This window comes from Candidatus Babeliales bacterium, assembly GCA_035455925.1.
Taxonomy (GTDB): Bacteria; Babelota; Babeliae; order Babelales; family Vermiphilaceae; genus SOIL31.
This window is the reverse complement of record DATIEE010000026.1, coordinates 1-22,435: the sequence shown is the minus strand read 5'-3', so window position 1 is coordinate 22,435 and position 22,435 is coordinate 1. Positions and strand designations below refer to the sequence as shown.

Sequence of the window (22,435 nt, the reverse complement as noted above, 5' to 3'; positions counted from 1 at the left end):
TTTACTTTTTAAGGAATGTTATGTCTATGAATTATAATCATGTTGTAGGCTTATTTTGTATTATGGGTGGTCTTATTATTATTATAACAGTGCTCGGAACTCTATTGTTTAAACTTTTCGTTGGCCTTGCTGCACTATCACTTATTAATTATGGGTTACGACTTCGTGGATTACCACCATTACAGTTATTGTTACCATTAATGGCAAGTAGGAAACGTTGGTTTTAGCAAGGTTATAGTGTATGAATGATTATTTCTCTTTTGTAATCCCTGCAGGAAGCTTGTCACGCATTTTTGTATTAATTTTTATTGGTATACCATTAGTAAAATGGTGTAGCAAACTACTCACTACTTTATGTTTAAAGCGTTTTTCACGCCATGCAACTGTCTTGGTTGGACATATTATTTTTTACGGCGGATTAAGTTTCATTGGCATTACTGTTTTACATGAGCTTGGTTTTAATATTTCTGCATTATTGGGAGCAGCAGGAGTATTTGGTGTTGCTATTGGTTTTGCATCACAAACAAGCATATCTAATATTATTAGTGGCTTTTTTTTACTCCTTGAATGTCCTTTTTTGGTTGGCGACAAGATCAAAAGTTGCGATGTTGTTGGATATGTAGAGGAAATTGATTTACTTTCAGTACGTATTCGTACAGCTGACAATACATTGATACGTTTACCAAATGAAGCAGTACTTAAACATAGTGTAGTTAATTACACGCATTATACAATAAAAAGGATTGATTATATAATATCACTGCCATATACCAATGATATACAAGAAGCACAACATATTATTTATGATATTATTCAAAAAAATAGTTCATTTTTTTGTAAAGAGCCGGTACCTACTGTTAGGTTGCAGGGAATAGAACAACCTTATAATACTAACGAAGTACGGATATTTTTAATAGTACACGTGTGGGTTCTTACAGAGAAATTTTCGTCAGTATCAGCAATTTTGATGGAACAATTAAAGAATCAGTTTGATATACATAAAAGTACTATAACGATAGTACAGAAAAATTAATGTGATTGTCTGTAAATTTTTATAAAAAATGTATTGCAACTTTTTTATAAAATATGATTGAATGTTACGTGTGTAAATATTTATTATGTAAAATAAAGGAGCGTATGTTATGCAAGAAAGAAAAAGTTTTGTACCTGAAGCAATTGGGTTTGGATTTAGAGCACTTATCGAACATGTACGTCTCTTTGTTATTGTTTTATTAGCAGGAACTGGCGTTATTGCATTGGTGGTAGGTATTATTGGTTATCTAAATAAAATTTTTATTCAAACTGTTATGTCTTCACAAGCATTACAAAATTACCAGGAATGCGTTGGATATAATTGCGCTGCAGTAGCATATCAATCGGGAGCTTCTTTGATGAGTTTAGTCTCAAACAGTATATTCTCTCTTTCTCTATCAGCGGTCGCCTTAGCTATTTTTTTTGTTGGTTTTGATTTAGGATTTAAAAAAATTGCGCTTAATCTTTATGATAAAGGTGAAAGTTCTTTAGGCGCAATGTTTTCTTGTTTTGGTTTAGCACCTAAAGCTTTTATAGGATGGATTTTGTACGGCATCATGGTATGGCTTGGATGGTTATTTTTTGTCTTACCAGGATTTATCGCATTGCTACGTTTTGCTTTTTTTCCTTATTTTATTATTGATAAACACACGGGACCAATTGCTGCTTTAAAAATGAGTTATGAAGTAACAAAGCATCATGTATGGGATATATTTGCTTTTTGGGTAGCAATAAAAATTATAGGCTATCTTGGTTTTTTAAGTTGGGTTGGAATTCTTCTTTCTTGGCCATTATCAACATTAGCATATGCATTCTTCTATCGCAAACTAGTTGTTGATAGTATGGATCATAGAAGTTCAATTAGGTCCGCCGTTTAAATTTTTTTTCAATATCATATAACGATAACAGCCATCCGGTTGGTCTGCCATGAGGGCAAGAAAATCGGTTGGCTGTTTTACTTAAATCACGTAACAATTGTTCCATTTTTTCTTGTGTGAGAACATCTCCTGCTTTAACAGCAGCTTTACAGGCCATCTGCGCTTGGAGTTTGTTGTTGATTGTTTGTTTTACTATATTCGCATCGGCTGATGCATGTTCAGCAATCCATTGTATAGTTTGTTCGATAATATCATTAATGGATTGATCCTTAAGATGCACCGGGAGAGATTGTACAATAAGTTGATTTTGTGAACATTGTTCAATGATGAGACCATTCTGTATAAAAATATCAAGATGTGGAGTAATTACGTTAATATCATAAAGTGATAAATTAATGATTTGTGGAAACAACAATTGCACTGTTGCAACTTCAGTAAAGCGCTGAGAAAAAAGTTCATATAAAATTCGTTCATGTGCTGCATGTTGATCTACTAAAAAAAGACCATCTTTTTTTTCAATAAGTATATACGTTGTGTTGTATTGTCCAATAAGGCGGTAATCTTCTGTATAAGTATCTACATTATATATACGTTCAATATCTGTTAGAGGAATAATTTCTTGTTGAGGTAGTATTTGTTGCAAAGACAAAAAATCAGTAGGAATTATATTTTTAGTCGTATCGAAATTAAGTTGCGATGTATTATTAGGGATATCATGTAGGGGCATAACCGTATCTATTGATAGTAATTGAGGTTGGTGTATATATGGTTTTTGATAGAAAAAATTATTATCATTAAAAGGATTATTTTTAAAATCATTAGAAATTTGTGGCATATCCGTATTCTTAATATCTCTTTTTAACTGTTCTGAAACATTATTGTTAAGTGCATTATTAACAGCATCTTGTAATAATTGTTCAACGCGACGTGGATGAAGAAATTTCACTTCTTCTTTTCGTGGGTGAATATTAATATCAACTTCATGGGCCGGTATAGTAATACTGATGGCTGCGAGAGGATAACGACCTTGAGGAATAACATTATTATATCCTTTGACAAGTGCGTTACTTAATTGATAATTTTTTACCCAACGTTTATTAACAAAAAAATAAATATTACTTTTATCATAACGATAATGCTGATGATTTGAAATTACTCCATGAATAGCGATTACACCATCAATAGAAACTTCAAGAAGGTGATTATGTGTTGATGATTCCCATAGCTGTAAAGCACGGTTTTTTATAGTAGTAACAGTAGGACAGTTCATCACCTGTTTATCATCAGAAAAAAGAGAAAAATGAATATGAGGATAATCAAAACAAAATGCATTAAATAACAATTGTATTGCACGCCATTCCGTTTGGGTTGTTTTTAAGAATTTTTTTCGAGCAGGAATATGAGCAAAAAGATTATGTACACTAATATCAGTACCTGTGGTACATGCAACAGAATTTGTTTGTATGATTGTATTAGCTTCTACAATAACTTGTGTGCCTTCGAGGCTATTTTCTTCTTTAGTTATTAAACTAATTTTACTTACGGCGGCAATACTAGCTAATGCTTCTCCACGAAAACCAAAGGTAGTAATTGATTCAAGTTCATTAACGTGAGTTATTTTACTTGTTGCATGGCGATCAAAGCATATTTGTGCGTCAGCAATATCCATACCACATCCATTATCAACAATACGAATGAGCTTTTTACCGCCATCTTCAATGTACAGTGTAATATGTGTTGCGCCAGCATCAATAGAATTTTCAACTAATTCTTTAACTATATTTGCAGGACGTTCAACAACTTCTCCTGCAGCTATTTTTTGTGCTTCATGCACTGATAATTGTTTTATTTTTGACATGCATATCACTATGTGTATTGTTTTATTAAATATATAATTATTATTATTGCTAAATTATAGGATATACTTTTTAAGCATAGTAGTAAAAAAACAAATATTATCGCATGTGTTTAAAAATTATTCACCTAACGGGTGTATTTGCATCTTTTTCTAAAAAAATTTATTTTGTAGTATCATCATATCGTCCTACTACAATGTAAAAGTCTTTAATAAAATATTACTACAATAATGCACAATATCCTTTATCAAATTCTCTTGTTTTGCAATTTGATGCAATAAAAAAGAAATATATATATATTTTTCTTTTATCGCAAAAGATACCGGCATCCTTATACATTTACCTTCTAATACAATAATAATTTCTAATCCATTAGGAGAAAAAGAAAGATCATAACCATACTCAGAATCTAACGCTGATTCTTCATCAATAAACTTCTGTGTTTTAATATCCCAATAACGCACGATCTGTTCTACATAAACATACCCTAATGATGGTTTATAAGAACCAATACTAGATAAGATGGCTAAAGTTGAGTTATTTGGATGAAATGCTATTCTCTGGTAATATTCATGTTTTTTAGCTTGTAAACATGAATCTACAAGAGGAACTATATCGGGATTTATTATAAAAAGTTTTTTGCTATTACCAGCTACAATACGAGACCCATCAGAACTATATTGACAAAAATCAAAAATAGAATTGCCATCCTCTACAATAATTTTTTTAATTTCTTTTAAGGTATCTGATTTATATAAAAAGATATTTGCGCAGCGATCGGCTATACACAAAATCTGTTTTTTTGGATGCATAGATATGCTTTGGCAACATTGACAATCAATAGAAGTCTCTGTTTTATCCTTTGTTGAAAAATTGTATTTTGTTATTACTCCTCCCTCTTTTTCCCCATAACTTAAAAAAATAGTATTACTATTGGAATCGTAGGCAAGAGATCGAATTGTTTTTTTTCCTCCTATAGAGCCTTCTTCTAAACCTGTCTGTGTATTATATATTGTTGCAATTTTATTATAAGAAACAATTATTCTTTCAGCATTGTTCTGCAAGAGCGGTACTAGTATTACATTTCTAGCATAATTATAAACATCACCTATATTATTCGCTTCCTTTGTTTTAGTATTTACAAGAGCGCATCCATTAGCGCCACTAATAACAATACTATTATTGGTAATGTATTTTGCGCACCATGGATCTTTGACTAGAGTTATTTCTTCAGTACCTTTTAAATTGCTTAAATTATTCATTGCATTAAACAATGTTGTTACTGAAAGACAAATCATGGTAAAAAAAAGTTGTTTATATTTCATATCGTTACTCTTATATAATTCGTGTATAAAAATTTATAGAGACTCATAAAAAACCTAATAGCTTTTTCAGTTCTTTCTTCAGTCTTTTTACCTTCAAAAAAGCCCCCTGAAAATTAATTAAAAAAGAATATTTATTTAAAAAAATATTTGTTCAATAAGTCCTTACCTGTTTGATTTGTTGTTAAAGATTCTTTTAGATAAGTATATAAAGATGGATGTAAAAGAGTAGAACGATTTTCTTTTTTTGCTCTAAATAGTTGTAGTAATAGATAGGAATCAACCAATCCTAAATTATCTGCTATATAAATATATGACTTATGCTCTTCATCATTACAAAATTTTGTTGTTTGCGTTTCGTACCCATCAAATGTAGCAATTAAAGATTTAAAATTTTTTGTCATACCAAGGCCGTTTATAAGTGGCTGCTCGTACGATATTGTTCCTAGGCAATCACCAGATATATAATTATACATTTGAACATAACTTGATTCATTGTCTTTTTTTATTGCTATACAAGCAAACGGTGAATTAGGTATGAATGTTGTTGCTACATTGGTATGCGCAACGGGATGTGATGGCAATTCTGATGTTTTGGCTAAGCATTTTCCTGAATCAGTATCAAAAAATAATGTTGTTGTATCTGTTGAAATTGCGACAATATTATTTTTTGAAGGATTAAATCTAATAATTGCATTAGAACATTCCTTATATGTGGAAAATTCCATTTTTTGGAACTCTGTAATATTCTTCAGATCATGAACATCCCAAATTATTACTTTATGTTTATTGTAATTTAATGCATCATCAAGAAAACAAATAAGCCTGCTATCATCCTGATTAAATTCCATATTTTTTGGCAAAAATAAACCTACATTTAATGATGCTATACAATTTTTTGTTACAGGATCAAACAGATCAACAGAAAAAGGGTGCCCATATGCCAATATTGTTGATGTATTATTAAATCGAAGTGATAAAGCAAAACTATTTTCATTGATAAGGGTGACGTGTGATAAATAAGCATCATTTATTAAAGATTTATCTAGACATGTAAGAGTAAGCTGATCTAAAGAAGCGAATGCTATCCACATTCCATTAGGACTAAATTCAGTAAGATTAATTTTATTAGCATGCCGTATTGTCTTAATAGGTTTATCTAATTTTTCTTCCCATATATTCATTTCGGTAAGATCACTAATAGATTTATTATAAATCTTTGCGCTTGTTACCAAATATGCTATATCCCCGATTATTGGCATATAAGCGTATATAGAATATTTTTCACCATTACAAAATTTTGTAATCACATCGCGGCTTCCATAAAAACTAGAGGTATCAAGACTTTTAATTGGCGGTACAATTTTAAAAGCTCCACCTGACATTTTTTTTCTTAAATAGGTACCATCAACTATAGTTGATGCATAAGAAGATACAGCTGTTTGTATGAGATTAGCATTGCGTATATTATCAGCAAATAACGAGAGTTTTAAGCCTTCCATTACTGATCTGAATTCTGGTAAACATATTCCTACTCCTTCAATTATATATTGTTTTATTATAGCTGGATCAATCCATTCTTTAGCAAGTTGGCAGGATAGACGCTGTGCGTTTAACTTTTTTGTGCCATTTTCAGATATTTCACCTGCAGCAATAGTAAGAATACGTTTTTGTTCAGGTGATAATGATTTATAGTAGTTAGAAAATAATTTGGGGCTTACATCCAATGCTTTATCATACAATGATATTTCTTCAGCAGTAAGGCCAGGAACAGTAATAATATCTTTTTGCCCTTGCTGTCCATAGCATTCACATAACAAATTTGATTCATGCGTTACTTTCCATAATTCTATGGGATAGATTATTTCATTTGTATCTACCTCAGTTTTTTCAAGTTTGAGAGATATTGTTTTTTCCATAGCAAAAGAGCTAAAAACAAATAATACAAGCAACAATACAACAAAAGAATTTTTTAATGTTTTCATAGGATTTTTTATAATTAAGTTTAAATTTTATAAATTTAAAAAAAACGATAAGCATATAAATTTAGACTACAAGTTAATATCAAATTATTTCTTTTAGGAGAAAAGATTATTACTACGTATCCATTCTTGAATTGCATTATAAATATAGGCAGTAAGATATTCTAGTGATTCAGCTCCATCTACAATAATAACATCATTACGATTGCAATAAATTTCTTCAAATCCACGAGCAACTTTTTCTAAAAATTGTTCTTGCTCAAATACAGATAATGTAGAACGCTTTCTACATCGCTCCAGGGCAATGCCGATAGGAATACGAATGAAAATAGTAAGATGAGGCTGAATCTTATTCATTGCCCAGCTATTAATAGTGCGTAAGGCTTGCAACTCAAGACCCCGTCCATAACCTTGGTATGCAAGAGATGAATCTGCCATGCGATCAGATATAATTAATTTATTTTGTTCAAGTGCGGGAATAATGAGCTCGGCAAAGTGTTGTGCACGGTCAGCAGCAAAAAGTAAAAATTCTGCAAAAGATGAAATAGGTATAGTCTGAGTTTGTACTAATTCACGTATTTCTTTACCAAGCGCAGAATCACCAGGTTCTCTGGTCAATATCGTATCAAAATTTTCTTGTTGTAATGCATTATATAAAGCGCGCGCAAGGGTTGATTTTCCTGAACCATCAATTCCTTCAATGGCAATTAAAATACCTTTTGTAAGTTGTTTATTATGTGTTCCATGAGTATGTATTGTTATTGCAGTCATAATCATCATTAAAAGTAGATATTTTATGTTCATAATTTTCCTCGTGATAGTGGTTAAATTGATAAGAAAAGATAGTATAAATCCATTAAAAAGTCACTATTGTTTTTAATAATAAATAATAAATTAACTTGTCGCGAATGGTTTACGCAATACAGCATATATCATTATCCGCTTGACAAATTTTCCCTAAAAAATTAATGTTATTACCCGTAATATACTTGTATAATTAAAAAGGATGATTATGAAAGTGACCACTGCATCGGCATTAATGATAGTTCTTTTTGGATTAAATTGTTTTTGCATGTTTAATAATGGGGGTAATAATAATTTTGCTACAAAGCAGCAACAGCAGATAGAAGAAACCAAGCGGCTATTAAAAGTGCAATATATTACAACACAAGCAGCTTATGCAGAACAATCAAGACTTAATCAAAAAAAAATACAAGAGCTTGAACAAAAAAATGTTGATAATCTCGAAAGAGCTCTTCTTAATAATAAAAAATAATAGCTACTTTGTTTTTTAAAATTAAATCAAAAAAAGGTAACTGGCGATTCCAGTTACCTTTTTTTGATTTGATAGATATGTACAATTATTCTGTTTCAGAAAAACGAACGTCTTCTTTATTTGCGCTAGACCAATAAATACCATTCCATATTTTTACATTTCTAAAATCTGCTCCTTTAAGATTGGCATTAGAAAGATTAAGAAGTAGGCCGAGGCGTGCGCCATTAAAGCTAGCATAAATTGCACTGATTTTAACCATGTTTGTTGTATTTTCTGACGAACCGGTCATACCGCCTGATGGCTCTATGATTGTATTTTTTAAGTTAGCTATATCACAAATAGAAACTATATCAAGCGATGTAGATTATCGCTATGCATGTTTATGGTCATTAAACAATACAAATATCTTGATAAAAACATTTATAAATTGTTACTATTTGTATATAACAAACTGTGTTATTGACGTAAATTAAAAGGGCTACTAATGAAAAAGATATTTCAAGTGCTGTTAATGGTCGGAACAATTACAGGAATAGTTTATGGAATAGAACAAAAGAGCGAACGTGACATAAATATGGAACATATTGCACAGGAATTTTTTCTTCTACATCAAAAAATAAAAATTTTTTTTCTAGACCAGATAATGGAAAATGCCCAATTGATAGTAAAATCTAGCGATTTAAAATCTCGACAAGAAGCTAAAATTGAACTTGCTGAACTGTTACAGGGAGAGGCGTTAGATGAAAAGATAAAGCTTGCAATAAAAAATGATATTCAAATTATCCAACAAACTACTGATAAGAATATACAAGCATCACAGGAAGCATATACCAGGTTGGTGGACATAACGAATCAAATAAAAGCGCAAGCAGCACATATTATTGCAGCAACAAAAGAAGCAATTAAAAAAGCTCAACAAAAAATAGAGGATGCTAAGCAAAATCAACAAAGTATGATAGAATATTTATATTCTCGTGTAAAAGGATTTGTAACTACACCCCTTAATTATGTATTTGGACAAAAGGAATCTGAATAATTAATCAAAAACGAATTAAGTTTCCAGAAGGCAATGGAAAAGGCAACAGTAGCGAGATTGGATAATATTCAAAACAATGTAAAATTGTGAAAAGTTTTAATTTATTCCTTATCTTTAAAATAAGAAATTTCATGAGTAATTGGACCTTCTAATAGTCCTCGAATAAATTGGTAAATGTAAGGATTGTCTGATTCCCATATTGTTTTTGCATCACCAAAGTATTGAATTTTTCCTTCATGCAGCAATGCTACTTTATCTGCATATTTAAATGTTTCTATATCATGTGAAATAATTACCGATGTTATCTTAAGTTTTTTTTGCATATCAAACATGAGTTCATGAATAACGCGAGACGTAATTGGATCAAGTCCTGTTGTTGGTTCATCATAAAGAATAATTTCTGGATTAGTGACAAGGGTTCGCGCAAGCCCCACACGTTTTCTCATACCACCTGATAATTCTGATGGATATTTATAGAGAGTGTCTTCTGATAATTGTACTAATGCGAGTTTTTCTTTAACAATAGGCATAACGTGATCATGAGACATACCTTGTTCGATAAGCGTTATACCTATATTCTCAAAAACATTTAATGAATCAAGAAGTGCAGCGAACTGAAATACGTAACCAAACTTTTTAAAACAGTCATTAAGCTCACTTCCGGTGAGAGTGGTGATATCTATTCCATCAATAATAATAGTACCTGATGTTGGTTTGATGAGTCCAATTACTTGCTTTAATAAAACTGATTTACCTTCACCAGATCGACCAATAATAATAGTCATTAATCCTTCAGGAATATCTAAATTAACTCCTCGTGTGACCCAATGTTCATCAAATTTTTTTTGTAAATTACTAATTTTTATTTTAATTTTTGGAGATTTTTCTGTATTCATTGCGTCTCTTTTTTAGAGGTGCTCAAGTAATTTAGTTAAGAAATAATTGGTAATTAAAATAAGTATAGAACTTGCAACCACACTTTGCGTAGTTGCAATACCAACCCCACGTGCGCCACCATGAGTATACATTCCTTTATATGTGCCAACCCATGAAAGAATTAATCCGAATATTGCAGCTTTTTTGAGTCCACCATAGATATCACTAACTTCGACATAATTGCGAATGCTACTTTCGTAATCTTCTGGACTTAATTCTAAAACATACACGCAAACGATATAACCTCCAATGATACCAAAAAACATGGAAAATAAGGTTAAAAAAGGTAAAATAATAGTGCTAGCAAGAATACGTGGTACAACTAAATATTGAAAAACATTAATGCGCAACGTGGTTAATGCATCAATTTGTTCAGTAATAATCATGGTACCAATTTCAGCAGTTATGGCTGATCCTGCACGACCTGTTACCATAAGAGCTGTAAGAACAGGCCCAAGCTCACGAATAAGACCTAGCGCTACAATAGCGCCAATAAATTGTTCACCACCCACACGTTGAAAGCCAATATATGTTTGTAATGCAAGAACCATGCCGGTAAATAGACCAGTGAGAACAACGATACTGAGAGATTCAACGCCGATTCGATTCATTTGAGCGAATGTTTTGGATAGCTTAAGTTTTGAAGTCAAAAAGGCTTTTATCGCTTCAAACAAAAAGAGCGTAAACTCTCCTGTTGTAGTGCAGCTATTTATAGCAGATTTTCCCAAAAAATTAATAAAGTGAATAATCACTCGATGCCTTTTTTAATCCCCAGCTATTTAGTTACTTTGTTCAGAATCTTGCGCTGCGGGAATTTGTTGATTTTCTGCTTGAATTATTACTTTAGAAGGAGCTAGGTATTTAAATTTTTTATATTCTGATGATTTCATAAGAGAAAGAACCATAGCGCCTGCCATAAAAATAGAACCAAGAATCCATGTAATTTTTTGAAAAAGATCTTGTCCACCACTTCCACCAAATAACATTTGTGCCCCACCACCAAGACCACCTAACCCTAAGCCACTTTTACCCTTTTGCATAAGGATAATAAGAACTAAAAAAAAGCAATCGATTAGATAGAGGGTCAGTAAAAATTCGTATAACATATATTTCCTTCATAAAATAACCATTATTATGATGAGTATAACACGTTTAAAATTTTTATAAAATTGATATTAAAAAAATTGTATTTTATAGATTAGGTCGCATTATACGTACTTTAATTCTTTTAAAAACTCTATTACGAAAAAGACTTCTTTAATTTAGTACCGATCAAATGTTTATTTTTATTTGTATTAATAAAAAATAAACATTTTACACATATAATGTTCTATGTTACTGTTATATCATAGGTATTATTTCGCTAATATTTTAATAATAGGAGAAGGCGATGACGATAAAAACGGGCAAAATGTCAGTGATTTTTACGCTAACATTATTATCTTGTTGTAGCAGAAACATTATAGCGACAAAACATGATAATTTTGTTGCTAGTATGTGCGCCACAATAGGTTTAGCAGTATGTGCTACAACGGGTATTCTTACAATTGCAGATTGGTATTGTTCAGAAACTGATACACAAATGATGTCACGAATAGACAGTGAGTGTCGTGTCATAAACAGCCAATATTATGATACAATGAGTCATTTTTTACGAGTTTCTGGTATGCATAATTATGTATTCGTTACTCATAAACCATATAACATTATTTCAGAAGCTGTATTATTTGAATTTGCTACGCATATTTGGAATAGCCATTCATCGCAGCATGCATATCGCACACAACTTTGTTCAGCAAAAAACACATTAAAATCTGATACGCAAAGTTTACGCAAACGAATTCATACTCTTGAAGGAAAATATTCTGCTCAAGAAGATCAACAGACATTACATTCAATGCGTAAATTATTACATGACGCACAAGAACTTTCAAGTCATATAACTCTGTTTGCGGATTGTCTTGAGCATCATAAAAGCTATTTCAACTTATATGATTCAGTAGATATTGTTCGTAAGCGATATATGCAAGAATTAACGATTTTTGAGTCAGGAAGATATTCGGCACCTAATGAAATTAAACATCATATACTTAATTTTTATACTGGTCGTTATGCATTTTGTGCATTTGTTAATGCTATTGAACAAGACATTGCTACTTTATATTCAAGTATGCAGGCTCTTGTTTATGCATATGATACAAGCCGTCAGTATGTAAATGGTCTTATATATTATCTTAATGAAATAAAAAATATTGTGGTTATTGATCCTCGCTATCAACAAGAACTATATGAGTGGAAGCAAGATCGTTTGCAACAAATACATATTGAAGCTATGCAAGCACAAGCACGCTTTGAGCGAAATCATATCACAATTACTTGTCAGTAAAAACTGAGAGCAAAGAACTATTTTTCTGTTTATAAATATTACAACATAAAAAAAAGAGGAGCAAAAGTTCCTCTTTTTTTTATGTTGTAATAACATGTAGTAAATAATTAATTAATATCTTCGTCATCAAAAAATAAATCATTATCTTCATCACTATCATCATGTGATGTAATCAAAGAATATGTTTTATATAAAGCATATGTTGCTGCAACTAGCACAATCGCTCTAGAAATTGCTACTGGCTGGTTACAGCGAGTATCTTTAAGATACTGCGTTGATGTTATGTAGGTAATAGCTTCAGTAAGATATGACTTGTTAGCAACCCACTCAGCTTTATCGAATATTTTATCTTTTGCAAGATATGCAAATGTAACAACAGATGTCGTTAAATTAGTAAATGTACTACTCTTATCTTTTTTATCTTCAGATTGAGATATTTCTTGTTTTTCTTCAGCAGTAACTATTGAAACTGGCATTGCAAATAAAACTATTGCATATAATGCGAAATTACGAGATATTTTCATAAAAATTCCTTTGATATGTAGATTATAATGAACTGTACTTTTTGATACTTTAAAAGAATGTATATTCACCTAAATAATATAATAGAAACTGCTTTGTGTCAATGGCATTGAAAAGAGAAAGAACTTATAGGTAAAGTTAACTTTGCCTAATAAATTAAGATAGAAAGAAAATGGTATGCCCGGCAGGATTCGAACCTGCGACCTACGGATTAGAAATCCGTTGCTCTATCCAACTGAGCTACGGGCACATGTCAATGATTATTTATTATAGCAGCAAATTTCAAAAAAGCATTACATTTAACCGTTAATTGGTATAAAAAGTTTAATAAATTCAGCTGCAATCATGTGAACTTGTTTACCTATATCATCGGAAATATCTTCTGTCTGAGCAATAGTTGTATAAATAGATGGATAGACAGATTTAATATAACTTATGCATTGTAAAGCAAATGTATTAATTTGATTAAGCTCAATAGTATCAAGAAGACCTTCTTTTAAAAATAAAAGCATGAGTGCTTGATCCACAAATGAAAATGTTACGTACTGAGATTGCTTGAGAAGTTCAATCACTCGTCTGCCACGCTCAAGCTGTCGATGCGATGTTTCATCAAGTTCCGCACCAAATTGAGCAAATGCAAGTAATTCCTGATATTGAGCAAGTTCTAATCGTAAAGCACGAGTCATTTTTTTAACTGCTTTTGTTTGAGCAGATCCACCAACTCGAGAGACTGATAATTCAGCGTTGACTGCAGGGCGAATGCCTTGATTGAATAACTTTGTATCTAAAAATATCTGTCCATCGGTGATTGAAATAAGATTAGTTGGGATATAAGCGGTGATATCATCACCTTGAATTTGAACAATAGGCAAAGCAGTTATAGAGCCGCCTTTTGCTAATTTTCCTGCACGTTCGAGTAAACGTGAATGTAAATAAAATACATCTCCTGGATACGCTTCTCGTCCTGGTGATCGCCTTAACAATAAGGACATTTCACGAAATGCTATGGCATGATTACTTAAATCATCATATACAATGAGCACATCTTTTCCCTGATCACGAAAGTATTCAGCTATAGTGCATCCAACATATGGCGCAAGATATTGATTCAGCACAGCATCGCCGGCATCAGCACTGATGACTACTGAATAATCAAGAGCACCATTTTGTTCTAATAATGAAACAAAACGAGCTAAATTTGCCTGGCGCTGCCCAATTGATACATAAATACAGATAACATCTTTGCCTTTTTGATGTAAAATCGTATCCATTATAAGTGATGATTTACCAGTATTTCTATTACCAACAATAAGTTCACGTTGTCCTTTTCCAATAGGAACTAACACATCAATTGCTAAAATCCCTGTTTCTAATGGTTCATTAATAGGAGAGCGTTCCATAATACCAGAAATTTCTGTTTCTATAGGGCGAAATTCTTTAATGGTAAGTTCGCCAGCTCCATCACAGGCAATACCTTCAGCGTTAATAACACGTCCTAAAAGCTCCATACCAACAGGAGTTTTAAATAGAGAGTGAGACCTTTTTGCTGTTTCAAGTTCAGCAACAGGAATTGATCTATTAATGAGAAAAATAGCAACAGAATTTTCATTTAACTGAAAAATAATACCACTGTTGCCGCCTTCAAAATTGATTAATTCACCAAGCATGGCATTGGCTAAGCCATATACGATACAAATATTATCACCCACACGAATGACGGTGCCAATTTCCTCTAGCTGTTCTTCGGGTAAATTGCGCAATGATCGTTCAAAGAGAGATATAAGGTCAGTATTTTTCATATAGAGTTACTTTCTATTTTTTAGCGAGTATAAAGCTTGAATATGTTTATATACCGAATGTTCCCAGAGGTAGTTATTGCTTTGCAAACGAATGCCTGCAATTAATGATGGATTGATGGATTGTACACACGTAATATTTTTGTGTATATATCGCTCAAGGAACTTTTTGATAGATTCAATTTGTTCTTCATTAAGAACTTGAGAACTTGTACAGACAAATTGAATGCTGCCCGTTTGTTCTCTATATAATATAATAATAAATGATAAAACTTCAGGAATATAATAGGACCGATTATGGTCAATAAGAAGCAAAATAATTGTTGAAAGCTGCATGGGTAACGAAAAATAGTTAACGAGATCAGCAACCATTGCTTCTCTTATCTTATGATCAAATTGTGGTAATTGTAAAAAGAAGAGCGTACGCTTATGCGTTTGAAGAAATTTTTGTGCTTTTTCTATTCTATTTATATCGGCAAAGGTAATAGAAGTAAAAAATACTTTTATAAATGCTGTAGCATATTTTTTAGCAATATCTTTATCAACGTATGTGTGATTCACAATTTTTTCTCATTCATATAATGAATTATTGAATTAAGATAATTCGAATTATTTTTTTGATCAGCAAAGTGGTGTGAGGAATATTTTTCCAGATCAAGGATAACTGCTTCTGTAACAATATTTTGTATACGAATACGCTCTTTTTCATGAATTTTTTGAGTATATCGTTTGATCAAACCAACAGCAATACGTTCATTTTCTTTTTTACGAGAATCACATTCTAGTGCAACAACTTTTTTCCACTCATCAAGGCTTGATCGAAATGTTTGACACATGAGCGCTTCGTTTTTTAAAAAAACATCAAGATTAACTCGTTGTTTTTCAAGAGTTGCTTGCTGATCATACAAGGCATTAATGGTATTCTTTTTTTGCGCCATATCTAATAAAAGATCTGGCATAATATATTTTTTAAACAAAATAGCAAAAAGTCCTAATAAAGCGATAAAATTAATGAATCTAAATAGAACTGCTATCATATCTTGATTAATGAATATCATGTTGTATCTTTTCTTTTATAATGCCAGATATATCGGTGATAATGTGCGCAATATCTTCATCTGACATGAAAGACAATAACAAAGTATTATTTTCATCGATCGATGGTAAAGGCAAGGGTTCTTTGGCAAAATAAGGACGTTGATTATTAAAGTATTCTTGACAAACATACCAATGACGTTGACGTTCTTTTTCCTGAATTTCAAAGCTTTTTTGTTGCTGAGTAATTGCAGTAATAAGAGTATTTTCGTGTACTTCTTCTTCTTCGATAATCTCAATAACTGGTTTGAATAAGAATAATCGTAACATCAAATATACAATAAAAAAATTAAATATTTGAACAAAAAACGTTGCATTTATATTCATTGACTCTACCCAATGCGTGTACCAAAGAGTAATAATGCGCCAGAAATTAGAAGGCAATATATTGCAGATGATTCAACTACGGTCAATGCAATAATCATTGTTGTACGGATTTTATTTGCACTTTCTGGATATTTACCAATGTTTTCGCATGCTTTCATTCCAATAATTCCTTGACCAAGCGCTGGCCCAAGACTTCCAAATCCCATAGTAATTGCTGCACCAATAAATGCTGCTGCTTTTGCATAAAAGATTCCATCCATGGTTACCCTTTATTTATAATGTTTTTTATCGTTTATCTTCCTTTTTAGTGTAACGCATTTTTTTATTTTTTCGCAAGAATTATATTGATAAAAAGCCTATTTTTATTCGTAATTATTAAAACTTTTCTTTAATTGATACGTAGCAAGTATTATTTTTATGATAAATTTGTCATAATGAATGTTATGTTCATTACTATAATGATATGGTATGTTCGTCATTTAAAAAAATTTAATTTTAATTAAAGAATAAAAAATTATGATAATTGATTGTGTTAAATTATTATGTTTTGGGTTACTACTAAGTCTTTTTTGTCTAACAATTTTATCTGATCAGAATGATGGATTATTGTCAATACATGGTAGTGATGAGTTGATTGTACCACGAAGTTTTGATTTTGATACTGTTTCTTTTGATACAGAAGATGATTACCAATTTATGAATGAATATCTTGATACTACAGGTATTGAGCATATATCACGTGCGATAAGCCCTAAAGAAATTATGGTAATCCTTAATCATTTGGGAGTGCCAACTGTTCTAGAAGAACCTCTTTTTCTGCATACAAACATTCTTAATAAAAGAAGCTTACTAGATCAACCAATTTTTGAACCTGACCGCGTGGAATTTCCCGGTTCTTTTGTTATCGGGGTAGCTGCTTTTGCTCATAAAACAGAAAGATCTAATTTTACAAGATCAAGTGATAACTTAAATTCTTATATTGCCCTTTCTGAGGCTTCATTAATTCTTAAAATTGAAAACGCTATTGAGCAAGCAAATATAATAGTTTCTGGCCTTATGATTGATGTTGCTAAAATATTTTCACTTTTTGAAAATATGACAGTACAAGAACGCCAAGTAGGTTTTATGCTTCACAGCATGAAGCGTTGGTCTTATACCACGTTACGATGCATGATACCTATATATTACCTTGAAAGTAATTTTTCTTTAACAAAGAAAGAACAGGATGCAGTCGCTAAAGAGCTTGGTGCAGTTGACCCAAAGGAAGAAAAAAAATTCAGAAAAGATCATTTTATTAGTGATAAAATAGGTTTTGGGGATATGCGTCTTGAACTTGATCATACCTTATTAAAAAGACCTTCATTTACCTTGAGATGTGGTGGTCTTGCGACCATTCCGACAGCATTTATATGGGGTGGAGGGTTTTTGGGTTCACTATTTCCTCAACCTTCAACATTACCTACCTTTGCATTAGAATCACTTTTTGCAGTATTAGAAAATCCCAGCATAGATGTAGAAGAAGAAGCAAAGAATGTTGCTACTAAATTTTTCCTAGATGCTCTTGATAGGGTAGATGCAGATTTAATTGATGTTCCTTTAGGTAACAATGGACATCTAGGGTTGGGTGTATATATACGAGGTAAAACACCATTATCTGCATACATGAAAACATCATTTGCACAAAAAATTCGTCTTGCTAATCGTGTTTCTTTAGAATTGTTTTTTCCTGCAACGGAAAAACGATTTTACATTAATAAGATTAATGAAGCTGCTTTTTCTAATCATAATTTCGAAGATCTTGATTTCGCAGCTGAAAATGTTCAATTCCTTAAGGAACAAGCTATTTCACGGCTTTTTTTACGTGCATTTAATACCCGTGTTATTCCCGGAGTTATTTTTCGTTGGTCGAGTGGTGCATATTATAAAGGGGAGCGATTTGGATGGAATCTTGGAACGGATTTTTGGTTACAAAATAAAGCTAGGCTATCATCAATCAATGCTTCAGCAAAAACATTGCAGGAAATTGATATCCCTAAAGCAAAACAGCCTGTTGCGCAACAAAGCAAAATTTTTGGAGGTCTAGTTTTTAAGCATAAAACATATAGGAGTAACTGGTTCTTTTCAATTAATGCTGATGCGGTACTTAATACAAAAGGTCTTGGTCAAGATTTCTCACTTTCTCTTAATTTTGAATCAAGCTTTTAAAATTAGTATCTATTATGGTAAAACAAATAAGGTATAAAATGCTTAAATCTGTTTATAAGGAGTATCATTTGAAAAGAATAATATTGGTATTATTACTGTCTATTGCTTCATATATAATGCCTGCAGCAGATCAAATGATCACCTTGGAATCACCAGTAATTAAAATTGCAGATGGCACGCTAATTAATGCAGACAAAATTGAATTTATTAGAAAGTTTCGTCGAACGCTTCTTACATTTATTCTTGGTGACCAACTTTCTAACAATCAACGTAAAGGTAAATATTTATTTGATGGCAAATGGCACACGATAGAATCACTTGCACGTATTGAACAAGAAACATCTGCTCTAATTAATAAAGAAAAAAACAAGGAAACTAAGGCAAAACTTGAAGAAGTTTTGGCGATGCTAGAAGAGCTGTTAGTGCATGCTAAAGCTGATTTTATTATTCAATCAAATGAATTTATAGAAAGTGGCCGTGGTGCAAAATCTGTTATGGTTGTATTAATTCAAGAAGACTGCCAAAAGCGCAATCGTCATGATAGCTTATTATTAGAATGGGCTAAGACTAAAGAAGGACATGAATCAACCATGTTTGAACGACAGATTACAAGCTTTGGTCATTATTATTATTTTTTAACTGATTTAATTAATTTTTTATCCGATTTAACCCATAGTTGTCCTAAAGCCGAAACACAATTCAAGGATCGTGTAGCTAAATGGGGTGCAGTGAAAGTAATTTTGCCAATTGTTCTGAAAAAAGTGCATATAAAAAGCGAACAGATTAATGAAGTCGAGTTTCTCAAATATCTTAAGGAACGATACCTTGATTCAATCGCTATGCATGAAATTGTTCCTGATGTGATTGTTCCTTTATTAAAAGAATATATAAAACATACGTACTCTTATGCTTGAAATTGAAAATTTACATGGTATTGTTGATCATATTATTTACCAAAATATAGAAAATGGATTTGCTGTTTTTGTCGTACAGGTAAATGTAAAAAATAGCGTTACAGTCAAGGGATATGTCCCCACTCTTGTTGCCGGCGAGCAAGTTCTCTTGCGTGGTGTTTGGAATATGCATCAAAAATTTGGAAAACAATTTGATGCACAATCATGTGAAAAACAGGCACCTACATCTATTCTTGGTCTCAAAAAATATTTGGGCTCAGGTCTTATTAAAGGGATTGGTCCGGTATATGGGGATAAATTAGTAGAAATATTTGGTGAGAAAGTTCTTGAAATCATTGATAAAAACCCAGAACGTCTACGTGAAATTCCTGGTATTGGAGCAAAACGTATTGAAAAAATTGTTACTGCATGGAAAGATCAAAAAGAAATTTCCAATATTATGGTCTTTTTACAAAATAAAGGTATATCTGCCACATATGCAGTAAAAATTTATAAACGATATAAAGATCAATCAATTGCCATTATTGAAAAAAATCCATACCGTTTAGCTGAAGATATTTGGGGCATTGGTTTTAAAACTGCTGATCAGATTGCACAAAAAAGTGGTGTTGCAGCTGATTGTAAACAACGAATTACTGCTGCAATTCTACATGTTATTCAAACAACAACCAATGATGGTAATTTATATATACAACTTGAAGAACTTAAAGAAGAAACAGTAAAGCTTCTTGAGCTTGAACCTGAAAGTACACAACCTATTATAAAAGCTGCTCTTCATGATTTATATAATGCAGATAAAATAAAGCTGTTAACATATAATGACATTCATTTTATTACATTACCATCATTTTATTTTTCTGAAAAATCAATTGCTCATAAAATTGATAAGTTACATACCTTCCCTGCTAGTCATGTATTTGATATCATACACATTCAAAAAATGTTACAAGAAAATGCGTCAAACCAATCTATTATGCTTAATGAACAACAACAAGAAGGCATTTTAGCTTGTTTACAACATAAAGTTACTATTATTACGGGTGGACCAGGAACGGGTAAAACAACACTAATAAAAAAATTATTGATGATACTTGATATGCAGCGCGTTAAATATGCTTTGGCAGCACCAACGGGAAGAGCAGCAAAACGCATTACTGAAGGAACTGGTCGGCACGCTAGCACTATTCATCGTTTGCTTGATTTTGATGTGACGACTATGAGCTTTAGGCATAATGAAAGCAATGCACTTCCGGTAGATTTTCTTATTATTGATGAAGCATCAATGATCGATGTATTTCTTGCAAATGCTCTTTTTAAAGCATTACCATTATCAGCGCATCTTATTTTGATTGGCGATGTTGATCAATTGCCATCAGTTGGTGCAGGTAATTTTTTGCATGATATGATTGCAAGCAAAAAAATTGTAACAGTTAGTCTTCAACATATATTTAGACAAGCACAAAATAGTCTTATTGTTATTAATGCTCATCGTATTAATAATGGTGAATTTCCCTTATCTGAGCATGAAAATTCGCGAAAAGATTTTATTTTTATTAAGGAAGAGAACCCAGAAAATGTACCATTACATTTAGAAGCTATTTATGCTAAAGCGTTGCGTCATTACGGTATTTTTAAGGATGATTCAATTGTATTAACACCAATGCATCGCGGTGTTGTTGGTACGCAAAAATTAAATCATGATCTACAAAAACTATTAAATAAAAATAATGAAGAAGTTTGTATAACCTATGCCGGAGTTCAATTTCAGGTTAATGATCGAGTTATGCAGCTGCGTAATAATTATGATAAAAATGTTTTTAATGGTGATATTGGTGTTATTGAAACAGTTAATGTACAAGATAAAATGATTCACGTACGTTTTGCTGAAATTCTTATTGATTATGAACTATCAGATCTTAATGAACTTGTTCATGCCTATGCAGTTTCTATTCATAAAAGTCAGGGATCGGAGTTTTCTGCGGTTATTATTCCTATTTTTATGCAGCATTTTATGATGTTACAAAGAAATTTATTATATACGGCTGTTACACGTGCAAAAAAATTATGCATAATTATAGGCCAACCGCGTGCTGTTGCAATGAGTATAAAAAACAATAAAAGTGTGGAACGAATTACCTTTTTACAACAGTTTTTAACAACTGATTTAGCGTGTAGATAAAAAGCAGATATGAATAGGTTTAACTACATAATAGGCAATGCTTTGTGGGGATTATAATATCCACTTTTTTCACATATTTGTTTAAGTAAATCATTTCTAAATTGTTCTTTTTTTATTTTTTGCATCGAATAATCATAAAAATCAGCATCACGATTAATATTCATGGCAATTTCTCTATCAATGGTCAATGCTTTATAATAGCCCATGATTATTTTAATAACATCATAATTATCTACAGTTCTACGTAATAATGAATATACAATTGCATCAAAACAATAGGGTGTATGATTTAAAAATAGGTAATATATTTTTTCTTTATGCGTAACTTCTTCATTAATAGAATGTTTAAGTGCATAATTATAGAGATTTTCAGCCACATCTACAGGCCTAAGTTTATTAGTATTTCTTGTATTGATCTCAGCGCCATTTCCGATGCACCAACCAATATAATTATCAACATGATCATATTGGCAATAGTTAAGTTGATCAATATTCTTAATAATATTATGTGAATGAGCAATATACAATACTGTTTCTTTATGGTAATTTGTGTCTGATATATTTGCTCCATAGGTAATTAACATATTTACTATGTTTATATCATTTGTAGCAGCAATTATAAGAGGAGTATCTCCGTATTTGTTTTTGAGAGTAATATTTGCTCCTTTTTTAAGTAATAATTGTACTAAGTCT

Annotated in this window: 24 protein-coding genes and 1 tRNA gene; 9 read left to right on the top strand and 16 right to left on the bottom strand. The window is 31.5% G+C overall.

The features are described 5' to 3' along the window. Positions 1 to 20 precede the first annotated feature (20 nt). The 3 genes from VLB80_03680 (at position 21) to VLB80_03670 (ending at position 1,910) form a co-directional block, all read left to right on the top strand. On the top strand, positions 21 to 227 hold the full coding sequence (locus tag VLB80_03680; GenBank protein HSC25287.1) for a hypothetical protein: 207 nt from the start codon (positions 21 to 23) through the stop codon (positions 225 to 227). 14 nt (positions 228 to 241) lie between these two features. Continuing rightward, positions 242 to 1,033: a mechanosensitive ion channel family protein gene (locus VLB80_03675; protein ID HSC25286.1), complete on the top strand. Its 792-nt coding sequence runs from the start codon at positions 242 to 244 to the stop codon at positions 1,031 to 1,033. Between the two features lie 109 nt (positions 1,034 to 1,142). Further along, a complete protein-coding gene (locus VLB80_03670) occupies positions 1,143 to 1,910 on the top strand; it encodes a hypothetical protein (GenBank protein HSC25285.1) in 768 nt (255 codons plus the stop codon). Here the strand turns inward: VLB80_03670 and mutL are convergent. From mutL to tmk, 4 genes are all read right to left on the bottom strand, one after another. After that, on the bottom strand, positions 1,894 to 3,768 hold the full coding sequence (gene mutL / locus VLB80_03665; protein HSC25284.1) for a DNA mismatch repair endonuclease MutL: 1,875 nt from the start codon (positions 3,766 to 3,768) through the stop codon (positions 1,894 to 1,896). The two genes, VLB80_03670 and mutL, sit on opposite strands and share 17 nt — an antisense overlap. 189 nt (positions 3,769 to 3,957) lie before the next feature. Then, a complete protein-coding gene (locus VLB80_03660; protein HSC25283.1) occupies positions 3,958 to 5,091 on the bottom strand; it encodes a WD40 repeat domain-containing protein in 1,134 nt (377 codons plus the stop codon). 131 nt (positions 5,092 to 5,222) lie between these two features. After that, complete coding sequence (locus VLB80_03655) at positions 5,223 to 7,073, bottom strand: hypothetical protein (protein ID HSC25282.1); 1,851 nt, start codon at positions 7,071 to 7,073, stop codon at positions 5,223 to 5,225. Positions 7,074 to 7,166: 93 nt separating this feature from the next. Then, positions 7,167 to 7,874 (bottom strand): dTMP kinase, encoded by a 708-nt coding sequence (tmk, locus tag VLB80_03650; protein ID HSC25281.1) that lies wholly within the window; start codon positions 7,872 to 7,874, stop codon positions 7,167 to 7,169. A gap of 208 nt (positions 7,875 to 8,082) precedes the next feature. Here tmk and VLB80_03645 point away from each other — a divergent pair, with 208 nt between their 5' ends. After that, positions 8,083 to 8,346, top strand: coding sequence for a hypothetical protein (locus tag VLB80_03645; GenBank protein ID HSC25280.1), 264 nt, complete (start codon positions 8,083 to 8,085; stop codon positions 8,344 to 8,346). 85 nt (positions 8,347 to 8,431) lie between these two features. Here VLB80_03645 and VLB80_03640 read toward each other — a convergent pair whose 3' ends face one another. After that, positions 8,432 to 8,635, bottom strand: a complete 204-nt coding sequence (locus VLB80_03640; protein ID HSC25279.1) for a pentapeptide repeat-containing protein — start codon at positions 8,633 to 8,635, stop codon at positions 8,432 to 8,434. 195 nt (positions 8,636 to 8,830) lie between these two features. On the opposite strand from VLB80_03640, the gene VLB80_03635 reads away from it, so the two are divergent. Beyond that, positions 8,831 to 9,382 carry a hypothetical protein gene (locus tag VLB80_03635; protein HSC25278.1) on the top strand — a complete coding sequence of 184 codons (552 nt, stop codon included), beginning with the start codon at positions 8,831 to 8,833 and terminating at the stop codon, positions 9,380 to 9,382. 101 nt (positions 9,383 to 9,483) lie between these two features. Here the strand turns inward: VLB80_03635 and VLB80_03630 are convergent, their stop codons facing one another. The 3 genes from VLB80_03630 to secG are packed head-to-tail and all read right to left on the bottom strand — an operon-like array spanning position 9,484 to position 11,424. Then, positions 9,484 to 10,278, bottom strand: coding sequence for an ATP-binding cassette domain-containing protein (locus tag VLB80_03630; protein ID HSC25277.1), 795 nt, complete (start codon positions 10,276 to 10,278; stop codon positions 9,484 to 9,486). 12 nt (positions 10,279 to 10,290) lie between these two features. Beyond that, positions 10,291 to 11,070, bottom strand: a complete 780-nt coding sequence (locus VLB80_03625; protein HSC25276.1) for an ABC transporter permease — start codon at positions 11,068 to 11,070, stop codon at positions 10,291 to 10,293. 27 nt (positions 11,071 to 11,097) lie between these two features. Beyond that, on the bottom strand, positions 11,098 to 11,424 hold the full coding sequence (gene secG, locus VLB80_03620) for a preprotein translocase subunit SecG (protein ID HSC25275.1): 327 nt from the start codon (positions 11,422 to 11,424) through the stop codon (positions 11,098 to 11,100). Positions 11,425 to 11,708: 284 nt separating this feature from the next. Between secG and VLB80_03615 the strand changes: the two genes are divergently transcribed. Continuing rightward, entirely contained in the window at positions 11,709 to 12,704 is a 996-nt protein-coding gene (locus VLB80_03615) for a hypothetical protein (protein HSC25274.1), read from the top strand. 107 nt (positions 12,705 to 12,811) lie between these two features. On the opposite strand, the gene VLB80_03610 is transcribed toward VLB80_03615, so the two are convergent. The 7 genes from VLB80_03610 to VLB80_03580 form a co-directional block, all read right to left on the bottom strand. Then, on the bottom strand, positions 12,812 to 13,228 hold the full coding sequence (locus VLB80_03610; protein ID HSC25273.1) for a hypothetical protein: 417 nt from the start codon (positions 13,226 to 13,228) through the stop codon (positions 12,812 to 12,814). Positions 13,229 to 13,399: 171 nt separating this feature from the next. Continuing rightward, positions 13,400 to 13,476: transfer RNA gene (locus tag VLB80_03605), tRNA-Arg, on the bottom strand. A gap of 49 nt (positions 13,477 to 13,525) precedes the next feature. Next, positions 13,526 to 15,025 (bottom strand): F0F1 ATP synthase subunit alpha, encoded by a 1,500-nt coding sequence (gene atpA, locus VLB80_03600; GenBank protein ID HSC25272.1) that lies wholly within the window; start codon positions 15,023 to 15,025, stop codon positions 13,526 to 13,528. 6 nt (positions 15,026 to 15,031) lie between these two features. Then, the gene (locus VLB80_03595; GenBank protein ID HSC25271.1) at positions 15,032 to 15,583 is read right to left on the bottom strand and encodes a F0F1 ATP synthase subunit delta; all 552 of its coding nucleotides are present in this window, start codon (positions 15,581 to 15,583) and stop codon (positions 15,032 to 15,034) included. Continuing rightward, positions 15,580 to 16,080 carry a hypothetical protein gene (locus VLB80_03590; protein ID HSC25270.1) on the bottom strand — a complete coding sequence of 167 codons (501 nt, stop codon included), beginning with the start codon at positions 16,078 to 16,080 and terminating at the stop codon, positions 15,580 to 15,582. The genes VLB80_03595 and VLB80_03590 overlap by 4 nt, the downstream gene beginning before the upstream one ends. Beyond that, a complete protein-coding gene (locus VLB80_03585; protein HSC25269.1) occupies positions 16,067 to 16,444 on the bottom strand; it encodes a hypothetical protein in 378 nt (125 codons plus the stop codon). The genes VLB80_03590 and VLB80_03585 overlap by 14 nt, the downstream gene beginning before the upstream one ends. Positions 16,445 to 16,449: 5 nt before the next feature. Further along, positions 16,450 to 16,704 (bottom strand): ATP synthase F0 subunit C, encoded by a 255-nt coding sequence (locus VLB80_03580; protein HSC25268.1) that lies wholly within the window; start codon positions 16,702 to 16,704, stop codon positions 16,450 to 16,452. A 256-nt stretch (positions 16,705 to 16,960) separates the two neighbouring features. On the opposite strand from VLB80_03580, the gene VLB80_03575 reads away from it, so the two are divergent. From VLB80_03575 to VLB80_03565, 3 genes are all read left to right on the top strand, one after another. Further along, positions 16,961 to 18,649 (top strand): hypothetical protein, encoded by a 1,689-nt coding sequence (locus VLB80_03575; GenBank protein HSC25267.1) that lies wholly within the window; start codon positions 16,961 to 16,963, stop codon positions 18,647 to 18,649. Between the two features lie 68 nt (positions 18,650 to 18,717). Beyond that, positions 18,718 to 19,563, top strand: a complete 846-nt coding sequence (locus VLB80_03570) for a hypothetical protein (GenBank protein HSC25266.1) — start codon at positions 18,718 to 18,720, stop codon at positions 19,561 to 19,563. Continuing rightward, complete coding sequence (locus VLB80_03565) at positions 19,556 to 21,742, top strand: ATP-dependent RecD-like DNA helicase (GenBank protein ID HSC25265.1); 2,187 nt, start codon at positions 19,556 to 19,558, stop codon at positions 21,740 to 21,742. The genes VLB80_03570 and VLB80_03565 overlap by 8 nt, the downstream gene beginning before the upstream one ends. A gap of 23 nt (positions 21,743 to 21,765) precedes the next feature. On the opposite strand, the gene VLB80_03560 is transcribed toward VLB80_03565, so the two are convergent. Beyond that, positions 21,766 to 22,435 (bottom strand): ankyrin repeat domain-containing protein (locus tag VLB80_03560; GenBank protein ID HSC25264.1); only part of this gene is annotated, 670 nt, incomplete at its 5' end.